12 protein-coding genes are annotated in these 13631 nt (G+C 72.3%); 3 read left to right on the top strand and 9 right to left on the bottom strand.

What is annotated here, in order from left to right:
• The 9 genes from OG990_RS35425 to OG990_RS35385 all read right to left on the bottom strand — a co-directional run bounded on the left by OG990_RS35425 (window position 1) and on the right by OG990_RS35385 (window position 10994).
• Entirely contained in the window at window positions 1-1485 is a 1485-nt protein-coding gene (locus OG990_RS35425) for a sugar transferase (RefSeq protein ID WP_406078462.1), read from the bottom strand.
• A 211-nt stretch (window positions 1486-1696) separates the two neighbouring features.
• A complete protein-coding gene (locus OG990_RS35420; protein ID WP_406078461.1) occupies window positions 1697-3451 on the bottom strand; it encodes a substrate-binding domain-containing protein in 1755 nt (584 codons plus the stop codon).
• A 164-nt stretch (window positions 3452-3615) separates the two neighbouring features.
• Window positions 3616-4653: a lactonase family protein gene (locus tag OG990_RS35415; protein ID WP_406078460.1), complete on the bottom strand. Its 1038-nt coding sequence runs from the start codon at window positions 4651-4653 to the stop codon at window positions 3616-3618.
• Between the two features lie 150 nt (window positions 4654-4803).
• Window positions 4804-5406, bottom strand: coding sequence for an ATP/GTP-binding protein (locus OG990_RS35410; RefSeq protein WP_355609373.1), 603 nt, complete (start codon window positions 5404-5406; stop codon window positions 4804-4806).
• Window positions 5387-5776, bottom strand: a complete 390-nt coding sequence (locus OG990_RS35405) for a DUF742 domain-containing protein (RefSeq protein ID WP_386987089.1) — start codon at window positions 5774-5776, stop codon at window positions 5387-5389. Before OG990_RS35405 ends, OG990_RS35410 begins: the two co-directional genes overlap by 20 nt.
• A complete protein-coding gene (locus tag OG990_RS35400) occupies window positions 5766-6188 on the bottom strand; it encodes a roadblock/LC7 domain-containing protein (protein WP_386987092.1) in 423 nt (140 codons plus the stop codon). Before OG990_RS35400 ends, OG990_RS35405 begins: the two co-directional genes overlap by 11 nt.
• Complete coding sequence (locus OG990_RS35395; protein ID WP_406078459.1) at window positions 6188-8815, bottom strand: nitrate- and nitrite sensing domain-containing protein; 2628 nt, start codon at window positions 8813-8815, stop codon at window positions 6188-6190. Before OG990_RS35395 ends, OG990_RS35400 begins: the two co-directional genes overlap by 1 nt.
• A 239-nt stretch (window positions 8816-9054) precedes the next feature.
• On the bottom strand, window positions 9055-10542 hold the full coding sequence (locus tag OG990_RS35390) for a catalase (RefSeq protein WP_355609384.1): 1488 nt from the start codon (window positions 10540-10542) through the stop codon (window positions 9055-9057).
• Window positions 10539-10994, bottom strand: coding sequence for a Fur family transcriptional regulator (locus OG990_RS35385; RefSeq protein ID WP_328419753.1), 456 nt, complete (start codon window positions 10992-10994; stop codon window positions 10539-10541). The genes OG990_RS35390 and OG990_RS35385 overlap by 4 nt, the downstream gene beginning before the upstream one ends.
• Before the next feature lie 177 nt (window positions 10995-11171).
• Here OG990_RS35385 and OG990_RS35380 point away from each other — a divergent pair, with 177 nt between their 5' ends.
• From OG990_RS35380 to OG990_RS35370, 3 genes are all read left to right on the top strand, one after another.
• The gene (locus OG990_RS35380; RefSeq protein WP_386987104.1) at window positions 11172-11765 is read left to right on the top strand and encodes a hypothetical protein; all 594 of its coding nucleotides are present in this window, start codon (window positions 11172-11174) and stop codon (window positions 11763-11765) included.
• 11 nt (window positions 11766-11776) lie between these two features.
• Window positions 11777-12778, top strand: a complete 1002-nt coding sequence (locus tag OG990_RS35375) for a hypothetical protein (RefSeq protein WP_406078458.1) — start codon at window positions 11777-11779, stop codon at window positions 12776-12778.
• 345 nt (window positions 12779-13123) lie between these two features.
• Window positions 13124-13510 carry a hypothetical protein gene (locus OG990_RS35370; RefSeq protein ID WP_328419762.1) on the top strand — a complete coding sequence of 129 codons (387 nt, stop codon included), beginning with the start codon at window positions 13124-13126 and terminating at the stop codon, window positions 13508-13510.
• The last annotated feature ends 121 nt before the right edge of the window (window positions 13511-13631 follow it).

The raw sequence follows: 13631 nt of genomic DNA, 5'->3' as shown, positions 1-13631 counted from the left end.
TCAGTACGCGCCGCGGCTTTTCAGCACGGCGCCGAAGGTCTTCCAGAGGATGGTGAGGTCGGCGGCGAGGGACCAGTTCTCCACGTAGTAGAGATCGAGCCGGATGCCGTCCTCCCAGCTCAGGTCGGACCGGCCACTGACCTGCCACAGACCCGTCATTCCTGGCTTGACCAGCAGCCGCCGGGCCACATCACCGTCGTAGCGGGCCACCTCGGAGGGCAGCGGCGGCCGCGGCCCGACCAGGCTCATCTGCCCCAGCAGCACGTTGACCAGCTGCGGCAGCTCGTCCAGCGACCACTTCCGCAGCAGCCGGCCAACCCGGGTGACCCGGGGGTCGTCGCGCATCTTGAACATCAGACCGTCGGTCTCGTTGCGGGCGGCCAACTCACCGAGCAGTACGTCGGCGTTCACCACCATGGTGCGGAACTTGAACACGCCGAACTCCTGCCCGCCCCGGCCGACCCGGACCTGCCGGAAGAGCACCGGGCCTCGGCTGTCCAGCTTGATGGCCAGCGCGATGACCGCGATCAGGGGCAGCAGCGCCAACAGCGCCATCGATGAGACGGACCGGTCGACAAAGCCCTTCACCAGCTTCCGCGCACCGCGGAACTCGGGCGCCTCGACGTGGATGAGTGGCAGCCCGGCGACCGGGCGGGTGTGGATCCGCGGGCCGGCCACGTCGGTCAGCGCGGGTGCCACCACCAGGTCGATGCCGGTCCCCTCCAACTGCCAGCCGAGTCGGCGCAGCCGGGTGGCGGTCAGCTCACCGGAGGCGGTGACCGCGACGGTGTCCGCGCCGATCGCGGTCGCGGCCTCCGGGATGCCACGGAACGATCCCACCACCGGCACGTCACCCAGCCGCTGCGCCACCGGCGCCAGCAGCGCGTCGGGGATGCACGCGCCGACCACCTGGTAGCCCGCGTACGGCTCTCGGCGCAACGTCTGCACCAGCTCCAGCACGTGCGCGGTGCCGCCGACCACCAGCACTTTCCGGGACCAGCCGGCGCCCCGAGAGCGGGCCCGGTGCAGGCGCTTGCGGGCGGCGAAGCGGACAACCTCCAGCCCGACGGTGCCCACCGCGAAGGACATGCCGAGGAAGCCTCGGGACACCGCGACGTCGGCGATGTAGCCGGCGATGGCGATCGCACCGGCCAGCCGCAGGCTGGCCGTGCTGACCCGCCGGTACTCGTCCGCCCCGTAGCCGATCACCCGGTCGTCGTAGCAGCCGAGCGCCTTGAGTGAGACCAGCCAGGCCAGCACCAGCCCCGGGGCCACCAGCACGTACGGGATCTTCGAGCCGCTCGGCTCCTCGTTACCGAAGCGGGAGACGTACCCGATGAGCAGCGCGAGGATGAGGACGGTGGTGTCCAGCACCACCAGGATCCGGATGTAGGACCGTTCGTCGGCGCGCGCCACCAGCCCGGCCGGACGGCCTTCCGGCTTCGCCGACGTGCTGGCGGGGGTCAACAGTGTCGCAGTGGTCACCGGCCCTCCCACTCCGCTCAGGACGGCCTCGGCCGACGGGTCGGACCGGAGGCGGGCCGACATTGTCGGACACGTCGACATCCTGCCCCGACAACTGTGGTGAGCGATTACTTACGACGCATTGCCGTCACTTTTCTTTAGCGTTGAGGGCGAAAAAGGGCCCGCCGTACCGGATTGCGGTACGGCGGGCCCTTTCGTGCTGAGCGTCGACTCAGCGCGGCGCCGGGGGACGGAGCGCGATGGCGTTGAGGAAGATGGAGCCGATCTCGGTCGGGTCCTTGGTGACGAAGCTACCGCCACCGGTCACCTTCGTGATCGACTCCAGCTCGGTCTTGCTGACGCCCTCACCGATGCCGATCATGACGACCTGGACCGGCCGCTCCGGGTCGGCGAGCCGCTTCAGCTGGGCGAGCAGCTCGGCCTGGGAGATGCCGTTGTCGTCCTCGTTCTTGCCGTCGGTGAAGAGCACCACCGAGTTGACCCGGCCGGGCTGCCAGTCCGCCTGCACCGTCTTGTAGGCCGCGAGCATCGTGTCGTAGAGGCCGGTGTCGCCGTCGGATGGCTTGATGTTGCCGAGCGCCGCCTCCAGCTGGGCCCGCTGGCCGGAGAGCGGGCCGATGCCGACCAGCTCGCGGTAGTCCCGGTTGCCGACCAGCTTGGTGGAGAAGGTCCACAGCCCGATCGACCAGGAATCGTCGAAGAGGCCGAGGCCGCGGCGGGCCGCGTCCACGGTGACCTCCTCCCGGCTGCGGTTGTTGGCGCTGGGCACCTCTTCCTTCATCGAGCCGGACACGTCGATGACGCAGAGCATCCGACCCGACTGGGTGGCGACCGACCAGGTGGTGACGACGCGCTGGATGGCGGCCGGGTCCAGGCCACCTGCGGCGGTGCCGCCGGTCGCCGGCGCGGTCGACGCGCCGCCGGCCGGGCTCGGTGCACCCTGCGGCGCCTTGAAGCCGGAGCCCCAGTTGCCGTCCGGTGCGCGCAGCGACTGCGCCGCGAGCCGGTTGCGGAAGGTCGGGGTGGTGAGCAGCTCGAACAGCACCCGGGCCGCGGACGCCTTGGACGGCTCCAGGCCGGGCAGCACCGCGTACGGGTAGTCCAGCGGCATCGGCGCCGGCTCCATGTAGAGCGCGGCGAGCTTGACCGGCGGCTCCTTGCTGTTGTACGCGATCACGTCTTCTTCGGACAGGGCCGCCGCGCCGAGACCACTGGCGATGGACGTCGCGTCCTTGGAGGTCGGGAAGCGGGCCAGCAGGTCGTTACGGAGCGAGGAACGGCCGGTGGCCAGCGCACGCAGCGCGCCGACGGTGTTGCGCTGGGCGTCGCCCCCAGCCGCGCTGGCGGCCGTGGTCAGCGAGAGGAGACCGGACAGGCCGGCCGCGTCCCGGGTGGGCTCGACGATCCCGGTGCGCAGCGGCTTGCTGCTGTTGACCTGCTTGAGCAGGTCCGTCCAGGTGAACTTCTTGTTGGGCCAGCCGAGCCGGGTTGCCACCGGCTCGGGCATCGCGACCACGATGGGGCTGCGCGCGATGGACGCGCCGTTGGTCGGAGCGAACGCGGTCGCGTCCTTCTTCAACCGCAGCAGCCACGTCGAGGAGTCCGGCACCCAGACGTCCGGGGTGACGGCGGTGCCACTGGCCTGCCCCACGCCGGCCAGGATGACCCCGTGCTTGGCCGCCACCACGGCGGCCACGTCGACCGGGTCGGACGCTGAGACGTCCACCCGGATGCACGTGCCGCCTACCGCGGCGCCGTCCTTCACCCACTGGGACGCGGCGGCGTCCACCGCTGGCGCGAGCTCGGCCGCGACTGCCACCGAGAGCCGGATCTCGCCCGAACAGTTGGGCTGGATCAGCTCTCGATAGCCGAACCAGACGCCGGTCGTGACGACGAGAACCGTCGCCGTCGCGGCGGCGGCGGCTAGATGAAGTTTCGAACGCATGCGATGGCGGCCTGCTGACACGGTGACCATCTTGCGTACAAGATGCCGTCCTTGCCACAACCGTTCGGACTAAAGTTACGCAGGAGAAACAGTTGATCACTGTTTAGCAACACACAGTGATGATGCGGCCCCGTCGTGTTGCCAAACCCGCGCCGCCCTCGCATCCCGTCCATCGACGCCGAGGCTCACGGCAGCACGCAGGTCGGGCTCGGCACCAGCACGGGCTCCCCGACGGGCGCCGGGACGCCGGTGTCGGCGTTCCGCCGGAAGACCCGCACCATGTCCGCCCGCTCATCAGCGACGTAGAGGTGGTCCCCGACCAGCGCGAAGTGCCGGGGCCACTCGCCACCGGTGTCCACTTCGGCCACCAGCTCGGGCAACTCGCCGGCCAGGCTGAAGACGGCGAGGGTGCCCACCCCGCGGTTGGCGACGTAGAGGAATCGACCATCCGGGGCGACCGCCAGCTCCGACGGCTGGACGTGGCCGGTCCGCTCGCTCGCCTCGACCCGACCACGCTGGTGCAGCGCGCCGTCGTCGGTCAGCTCGTACGCGACGACCGAGGCGTCCAGCTCGCCGACGAGATAGCAGCGCCGTCCGTCGGGGTGGCGGGCCAGGTGCCGGGGCCCGGTGCCGGGCGCCGTCCGGATCCGTGGCCTGCGTGGGACCAGCCGCCCGCTCGCGCCGTCCAGGTCGTACCGGTAGACCGAGTCGGTGCCGAGGTCCACCGCGAGCAACGGCCCCCGGCCCGACCCCGGGGAGACCATGTGGGTGTGCGCCCGCTCCTGGCGCTCCGGGTCCGGGCCGTGACCCTCGTGCACCACCAGGTCGGTGCGCTCGCCGGGCGAACCCTGCGGGTCGAGCGGGAAGACCGCGACGCTGCCGCCGCCGTAGTTGGCCGCCACCAGGTGGGCGCCGTCGGGCAGCACGGCCAGGTGGCAGGGCTCGGCGCCGCCGGTCGACCGGCTGCCGAGCGGGTCCAGCGCGCCGTCCGGCCCGACCCGCCAGGCGCTGATCTCGCCGTCCGTCAGCTCGTTGACCGCGTAGAGCACCGGCTGGGTGGGATGCCGAACCAGGAAGGAGGGCGACGGGGTGACCGCCACCGTGCCGACCGGAGTCAGCGCCCCGGTGGCCGGGTCGCGGCGGGCCGCCACGATGCCGCTGCCCCGCCCGCCGCTCTGCGCCGTGTAACCCCCGATGTGGACGATCTCGCCCTGACCACTCACGTGCAACCCCTCCGCCGGCATCCTCCGTCGATCCAACCAGAGGCTGCCCGCGATGCCGGCCCGTTAACCGGCTTTCCGGCGGCGGATCGGCATCGTCGACGCCTTCGCCCACGACGGCGTCGGCGCTGCCGAACGCGGGCGGCGCCCCGCTCAGGCGGCCGGCACCGGCTCCCCGCGCTGCCGGGCAACATGCTCGACCAGGGAGATCAACACCAACTTGCCGGACTGCCGGTCCCGGGCGTCGCAGAGCACCATCGGCACGTCCGGGTCGAGGTCGAGCGCCCGGCGTACGGTCTCCAGGTTGAACCGGCGCGAGTCGTCGAAGCAGTTCACGCCGACCACGAACGGGATGCCGCGCTGCTCGAAGTAGTCGATGGAGGGGAAGCAGTCGGCCAACCGCCGAGTGTCCGCGAGCACCACCGCGCCGAGCGCGCCGAAGGCCAGCTCGTCCCAGAGGAACCAGAACCGGTCCTGGCCCGGGGTGCCGAACAGGTAGACCTGAAGATCCTCGGTGATGGTGATCCGTCCGAAGTCCATCGCCACCGTGGTGGTCGACTTCCCCTCCACCCCGGAGACGTCATCGGTGCCGATCCCGGCACCGGTCAGCACCTCCTCGGTCTGCAACGGCCGGACCTCGCTGAGCGCGCTCACCAGCGTCGTCTTGCCTGCTCCGAAGCCTCCGGCGATGAGGATCTTCAGTGCCAGCGGGATGGTGGTGCCAGATCCCACATGGTCATAGCGCACGGAGTCCACTGACCACCGCCTTGAGGATGTCGTCGTCGGGAAGGTTGCCGGCGGCCGGCGGTTCGTGCACCGCGACCAGGCCCTGGGCGAGGAGGTCACCGAGCAGCACCCGGACCACCCCGACCGCGAGGTCCAACTCGGCCGCCAACTCGGCCACCGAAACAGGTTGGCGGGCCAGCTCGACCAGCCGCCGGTGCTCCGGAAGCAGCCGCGGGTCGCCCGCCGGATCGAGGTCCAACCTGGCCAGTACGAACGCGACCAGGTCGAAACCGTCGACGGCGGAGCGTACCCGGCCGCCGGTGAGTGTGTACGGGCGCACTACCGGGCCGGCGTCGCCGTCCAGCCACTCGTGCTGCGGCCCGGGCGGCTCAGCCCGCATCACCGGCACCGGCCGACGATCGGGCTGGCGCGGTGAGGTTCTCCCCCACCCGGATCACCAGCATCGCCATCTCGTACGCGACCAGACCGATGTCCGCGTCGGCATCGCTCACCACGGCCAGGCAGGCGCCCTGTCCGGCGGCGGTGACGAAGAGGTACGCCGACTCCATCTCCACCACGGTCTGCCGGACCGGGCCACCGTCCACGTGCCGGCTCGCGCCCCTGGCCAGGCTGGAGAATCCGGCGGCGAGCGCGCAAAGGTGCTCGGCGTCGGAACGCTCCAACTCGGCCGACGAGCCGAGCAGCAGCCCGTCGGCGGAGAGCACCACCGCCTCCCGGGCGGCCGGTACCCGTACAACCAACTCGTCGAGCAGCCAGTCGAGGCCGGCGCTCTGCTTCGTCGAATGCCGCACTAGGCGTCCCTCTCACTCGCGGTCAGGGGTTCGGGGGCCGCCGCCGGTCCGGGCGCGGCGGTGGGCGAGGCAGGCCCAGGGTCGGCAGCCGGCCCGGTACGGGGGTCCGCGCCGACCGGGCTGGCCGGGGTCACCGGCGCGGCCGAACTCACCGGAGCCGCCCCGTCCGCCGGAGCGGCCGGGCTGACCGGAGCGGTCGGGGCCGCCGGAGTGGTCAGGGCCGCCGGGGTGGTCGGGGCCGCCGGGGTGGCCGGGGTGATGACGGTGGCGCGGCCCCGGGCGGTGCCGGCCTGGAGGGCCGACATCACCCGGCGTACCTCCTCCGGCGATCGGGGCGTCGCGGTGTCGGCGACGGTCGACCGGGGCCGGGTGGTGGGGGTACGCCGCCGCACCCGGCGAGGCAGCCCGTCCAGCTCGTCCACCGACTCGTCAGCGGGTGGCACCCGGTCGGCGACACCGTCACCTGGCCCATCGACCGCGGCCGGCGCGGTGACCGGCGACCCGTGATCGCCCAGCTCGGTGGCGTCCGACCCGATCGCGGGAGGCACGGCCGGAGCCAGGCTGCCTGGAGCCGGGGTGCCGGTGGCTGGAGCGGACGGGGCACCCGCGGCGGACGCCGCGGTGGTCGGTCGACTGCGGCCCATCCGGGGCCGGGGCACGGCGCCCCGACGACTGGTCCGGGTCAGCCGCCGGTCCGGGCCGGCCGGCGCGGCACCCGGTGCGGCAGGGTCGGGGCCGGCCGGAGGCTCGGCGGTGACCAGGTCGGTGGGAACCAGCGCCACGGCGGTCACCCCGCCCTCCCCGGACGGGCGTAGCCGCACCCGCACGCCGTGCCGAGCGGCCAGCCGCGCCACCACGAACAGGCCGAGCCGGGCGCTCTGCGCCGGGTCGAACTCGGGCGAGCTGGCCAGCCGGGTGTTGGCGGTCTCCAACGCGGCGGCGGACATCCCCAGCCCACGGTCGGTGATCTCCAGGGCGTAGCCGTTGGCCACCTGCTCCCCGGTCACGGTGACCCGGGTGTCCGGCGGGGAGAAGGCGGTGGCGTTCTCGATCAGCTCGGCGAGCAGGTGGATGACGTCGCCGACGGCCCGGCCCAGCACACCAGCCGGCTGTACGGAGGTGATGTCCACCCGGTCGTAGGCCTCGACCTCGGAGATCGCGCCGCGGACCAGGTCGACCATCGCGACCGGGTTGCGCCAGCCCCGGCCCGGCGCGGAGCCGGCGAGGATCACCAGGTCCTCGGCGTGCCGGCGGAGCCGGGTGGCGAGGTGGTCGACTTGGAACAGCTCGGCCAGCTCGTCCGGGTCCTCGGCGCGTCGCTCCATCCGGTCCAGCAGGTGCAACTGCCGGTGCACCAGGCTCTGGCTGCGCCGGGCGATGTTGAGGAAGACCTCGTTGAGCCCACGACGCAGGGTGACCTCGTCCACCGCGGCCTGGACCGCGGTGCGCTGCACCTCGGTGAAGGCTCGCCCGACCTCGCCGATCTCGTCGTGGCCGTACTCCAGTGGGGGTGCCTCCCGCGCGACGTCGACCTGCTCGCCTCGGCGCAGCCGGGCCACCACGTCCGGGAGCCGGTGCTCGGCCAACTCCAGGGCGGCGGTGCGGACCCCGCTGAGCCGTCGGACCAGCGTGCGGCCGACCCGCACCGCCACCAGCACCGAGACCACCACGGCGACGAGCCCGAGCACCCCGGCGGCAGCCAGGCGGATCAGGATCCGAACCGCCATCGGCACCGAGCGGTCGGTGAGCCCGTCGGCCTCGGCCAGCTCGAAGTCACGCAACTGCTGCTGCACCGCGTCGTGGCTGGCCTGCCAGCTCGCCGCGTCCACCTGCGGCCGGCTGGACCGGTCGGCCACGACCAGCGCGTCCTGCATCGTGCGCAGCTGGGTGAACGCCTCGCTCTCGGTCAACCGCTGGTACGCGGCCCGGCCGGCCTCGGGCAGGTCGGCCACCGCGCTCTCGGTGAGCCACCGCTGGTTGCCGATGGCCTGCACCAGCTGGGTGTGCTCCCCCTCGGCGTACCGGCCGGCGGTCAGCGCGCCGGCCAGCAGGGCGTCGGTCTGGCCGAGCAGCTCGCGGGAGCGGCCCAGCGCGGTGAGCGCCAACGCCTGCCGGTTGAGGTCGGGGTCGGCCAGGGTCGCCATGCCGGCGAACGCCTGGAAGGCCGAGGAGATCATGCCGCTGTAGAGGCCGATCGCGCCGGCCCGGTCCACCTTGCGGTCGTCGATGAAGTCCCGGCCGGCCGGGAGCGCCGCCAGGGCGGTGACCAACTGGTCGACCCGGGTGTCGAGCAGATCGTTGGCAGCGTCGCGCAGCTCCTCCCCGTCGACCCGGCGGCGCAGCTCGGTGACCGCCCGATCGGTGCGCTGCCGTTGCTCGGTCAGCGCGGGCAGCTCGGTGGTGCCGGCGAGTTGGACCACCGAGAGCCGGCGTTCCCGTTGCAGCTCGGTGACCACGACTTCACCGGGGCGACCCAGGTCGTACAGCAGGGTCCGGGCGGAGAGCAGGTTCAGGGCGGGACCGAAGGTCAGCGTGGTCGCGAAGATCCATAACGCCAGTAGCGCGGTGACCGGCGCGACGACCAGCGCGGTCAACTTCGAACGGATCGGCCAGTCGCGGGTTCTCATCAGACCTCGCCCGTACAGGGGTGGCAGGAGGGGCGCCGGCACCGCCGGGCAACGCGCCGGCCGGCTGCGCCCGGCCATGACGCCGGGCACCGGCGCGGGCGCCTTGGGCAGGATACGTAATCGCGGGCCGTTGCACTACCGCCTGTCGCGCCGAGATCGACGCTCCGGAATGCACCCGAGCGGTACGGCGAGCGCCCCGCCGGCGGACCGGCGGGGCGCTCGTGGTGGTGCGGTACGGGTCAGGCGTTGGCGGAGATGCCGAGCCCTTCGGCGACCCGACGGCCGTAGTTCTCGTCGCACTGGCTGAAGTGCCAGACCATCTTCTCCTGGATGTGCTTGTCGCACTGGGCCAGCAGCGTGGTCAGGTTGAGGATCAGGTCGTCGCGCTCCCAGTCCGCCATCTCGCGGAAGCGGCGGCCCGCCTGGGAGTAGTTGTTCTGCCGCTCGATCGGGGCCTTCATGACCTGCCCGGAGACGAACGGACGGTACTCCCGGTAGGACTCGTCAGCCTCCTGGAGGCCGGCGACCGAGGACGGCTCGAAGTTGATGTGCGGGTTGCCGCCCCGGTTGTCCACCCCGTACGACATCTGGCCGCCACCCTGGTTGGTGCTGACCTGGACGTCCTCGCGCGGCCGGTTCACCGGCAGCTGGAGGTAGTTCGGGCCGACCCGGTAGCGCTGGGTGTCCGAGTAGGAGAAGGTCCGGCCGACCAGCATCTTGTCGTCGGAGAAGTCGATGCCGTCGACCAGCACGCCGGTGCCGAAGGCGATCTGCTCGTTCTCGTTGTGGTGGTCGGTGATGTTGCGGTTGAGCGTCATCATGCCGACCGGCAGGTAGGGGAACTGCTCCTCCGGCCAGATCTTGGTGTCGTCGAGCGGGTCGAAGTCCAGCTCCGGGTGCTCGTCGTCGCTCATCACCTGCACGTTGAGCTCCCACTGCGGGTACTCGCCGCTCTCGATGGCGTCGTAGAGGTCCTTGGAGGCGTGACCCAGCTCGGTGGCCTGGATCGCGTCCGCCTCGGCCTGGGTCAGGTTGTGCTCGCCCTGCTGGGTGATCCAGTGGAACTTGACCAGCACGCCCTCGCCCTGGGCATTGACGAGACGGTAGGTGTTCACCCCGGAGCCGCGCATGGTGCGGTAGTTCTTCGGGATTCCGTACGGGGAGAAGAGCCAGGTCAGCATGTGCATCGACTCCGGCGTGTTCGACATGAAGTCGAAGATCCGGTTCGGCTCCTGGCGGAAGGTCACCGGGTCCGGCTTCAGCGAGTGGATCACGTCGGGGAACTTGATCGCGTCGCGGATGAAGAAGACCTGGAGGTTGTTGCCCACCACGTCCCAGTTGCCGTCCTCGGTGCGGAACTTGACCGCGAAGCCGCGCGGGTCGCGGGCGGCCTCGGAGGAGTCCCGGCCGCCGATGACGGTGGAGAACCGGATGGTGACCGGGGTCTTCTTGCCCTTGGTCTGGAACAGCTTGGCGCGGGTGTACTTCGCCGCCGGTTCGTCACCGATCGTCCCGTACGCCTCGAAATCGCCGTGCGCGACGAAACCGCGCGCGTGCACGACCCGCTCCGGGATCCGCTCCCGGTCGAAGTGGCTGATCTTCTCCAGGAAGTGGTAGTTCTCCAGCGTCGCGGGGCCGCGCGAGCCGACCGTCCGCTGCTGCTGGTTGTTGTTGACAGGGTGACCCTGCCGGGTGGTGAGGATCGGCTTGTTGGCCTGGTCGCTCATCGCTCTCCTCCAGGTGGCTGGTGCGGCGCTTCTGATCGGTGCTGGGACTGACAGTCGGGGCAGCGGCCCCAGTAGGTGACCTCGGTGTAGTCGACCTCGAACGCGGCGGCTCCCGGGTCCAGGCAGGGCCCGGGGGCGGCGCTCCGGCCGGTGTCGACGATCGCCCCACATTCCCGGCAGACGAGGTGGTCGTGGTCGTCCCCGCCCACCTCGTACCGGGCCGGCCCGCCGGCCGGGGTGAACCGGCGCAGCAGACCCGCGTCGGTCAGTGCGTGCAGGACGTCGTAGACCGCCTGGCCGGAGACCCGGTCGAGGCGGACCCGGGTCCGCCGGGTGATCGTGTCGGCATCCAGGTGTGGCCGCTCACGCACCGTCGCGAGCACCGCGAGTCGAGGCTGCGTGACCCGCAGCCCAGCGGCCCGCAGGCGTTCGACGTCGGTTCCGAGCGGCATCACCCCACCCAAGCTCGTTTTCTGGAATGAGTCAAGTTTTAGGCGGGTGCGGCACTGTGTGCCTCGTCATCGCCGGGAGGAATCCCGACATCGGACGCGGGCCGGCAAGGAAAGTGCCCCGGATGGGGATTGGCGATCAGTACGCGGAGGGAATACCGGGTAACGAAGGAGGAGCCCATGTCGCCCACGCAGATAATCGTCATCGTGCTCGTCGTGCTGGTGATCGCGGCGCTGGCCGTGGCCGCCCGGTCGCTCATCCGGCGCCGCGAGCTGCGCAGCCGGTTCGGGCCGGAGTACGACCGGGTGGTTGCCGAGCAGGACAGCCGGTCTGCCGCGGAGCGCGAACTGCGCGACCGGGAACGCCGGCACGCCGAACTCGCGCTCACCCCGCTCAGCCCGGAGTCCCGGGCCCGCTACGCCGCCGCCTGGGAGGAGCTCCAGGTCCGCTTCATCGACTCGCCGAGCGAGACCGTGGGTGACGCGGATGAACTGGTCACCCGGCTCATCGAGGAGCAGGGCTACCCGACCGGGGACTTCTCCGACCAGACCGCCCACCTCTCCGTCGACCACGCCCGCACGCTGGCCAACTACCGGGACGCGCACGAGATCCACCTGCGCAACTCCCGGGGCGAGGCCAGCACCGAGGAGCTGCGCCAGGCGGTCGTGCACTACCGGGCACTCTTCGCCGACCTGCTCGGCGAGGAGCCGGTCGGCCACCATCCGCCCGAGCAGCGCCATCCGGACACCCCGCACGACGCCACGAGCCGCTGAGGAGGCCACCGATGCGCCAGGAAGAGCAGCAGGTGAGCAACGACCACCCGGAGGCCGTCCGGTCCGCGCCGGTCCCGGTGCCGCCGGCCGGTGACCGGGCCGGCCGCTCGGACATACCCGAGGACGCCCTGGACGACCGGGGCACGTTCGACGACCCGTCCGTCGCTGACGAGCGGGCCGACGGGTCCCGGCACGACCGGCCGGACGACCGGTCCGCCGACCCGGACGACCGGTCCGCCGACGAGGGCGGGTTCCACGAGCCGGGGCCGCTGCCGACAACGTTCGGTGCCACCACGGTGGCCGACGCGGTGGCGGCTTCCGCGCTGGCCAGCCCGCGCCCGCAGGACAAGCCGGACCCCCGGGGCGAGCGGACCGCCCAGCCGGGCGACGGTGCCGAGGACGGCGAACGCGAGGGTCTGCGCGCCGACCCCACGGCCGAGCTGCACCGCCGAAACACCGACGCGGACGAGGACGCGGACACTGACGACGACTGGCGGGCCGACGCGGACACCTCGCGGACCGTCGTAGCGCCGGGAAGCACGGACGGTGCGCCCGAGCGGCGCAGCGATCTGACCGCGGCCGGTGGCGATCCGGACGCGGCCGCCTACGGCAGCGCGACGCCGGAGATGGTCGACCCGGACGCGGTCTCGCCGGACGCCGACCCGGTGCTCGCCGGACGTGGCGCCGGCACCTCGCTGGAGTCCGCTGGGACGTCGCGACCGGCCGGCTCGACCGTGGCGGCCGAGGCGGCCGCGCTCCTCGACGCGGACACGGCACAGGCGTTCCGGGATCGCTGGCGGGACGTGCAGCTGCGCTTCGTGGACGATCCGCAGGCCGCGGCCGCCGAGGCGCAGGCGCTGGTGGAGGAGGCCATCCAGGCACTCGCCTCGGCGCTGGCCGCGCAGAAGACCACCCTGGGCGGATGGCAGGACGCCGGCTCGGCGGACACCGAGCACCTGCGGGTGGCGGTGCGCCGCTACCGGGACTTCCTGGACCGCGTGCTGGGTCGCTGAGCGACGACGAACCACGGGCGCCCCGGCCGACCGGCCGGGGCGCCCGCGCACATCCGTCAAAGCGCCCGCGGCACCCTCCGGGCGGGCGAAGCCGGGTGGGACAAGGCCCAGGGCCTCCGGATCAACCTGTGGGCCGGCCTGGTGATGCTCGTCTTCGGCCTGCTCATGCTGCTCTGGCAGCGGCTGCGCCCGGCGGAACCACCCGCCCCCACCGAGGAGGAGCCCGGTCGCTGACCATCGGCCGCGCACCGGTGTACGCCGGTGTCGGGGGCGCGGGGCATGAGCGCGGCCCGAGGGGGTACGCGAGGGGGATCAGGCAACGTGTCGGACACAGGAGGCAGCACCATGACCGATCGCGATCGCCGACCGCCGCTGGAGGACAGCCCGGAGGTGGCCTCTGCGGTGGACGATGACAGCACCGTCCCGGAGCTGCGGACCGGCGGCGGCCCCGACCGGGACACCCCGGCCTTCGCCGAGCCCCGCGACCGGCCGGACGACCTCGCGCCGGACACCGACGACCTGATCGGCGACCCGTACGCGGCGGGCACCGGAGCGACCGGGACGGGTACCGGCGCCGGCGGGGACAACATCCGGACTGGGGCGGAGCAACCCTGGGAGCCGGAGGATCTGGTGATGGCCCGCGGGCAGGACCTCACCCCGGAGAACCTGGACAAGGCCCGCCGCGATCTGGCCGAGCAGGGTCGGGCGGCGATCGAACGCACCGTGCCCTGATCCCGGCGCACGAGGGCGGGTCCCCGGCCCGACCACAACGGTCGGACCGGGGACCCGGGGGAACCTGCCGCCGGCAGTGCCTCACCTACTGCCGGCGGCGGGTGGGTGCGGGAGCGAGCCG

The sequence above is a fragment of the Micromonospora sp. NBC_00858 genome (assembly GCF_045207365.1).
Lineage (GTDB): Bacteria > Actinomycetota > Actinomycetes > Mycobacteriales > Micromonosporaceae > Micromonospora.
This window is presented reverse-complemented; position numbering and strand designations above follow the sequence as displayed.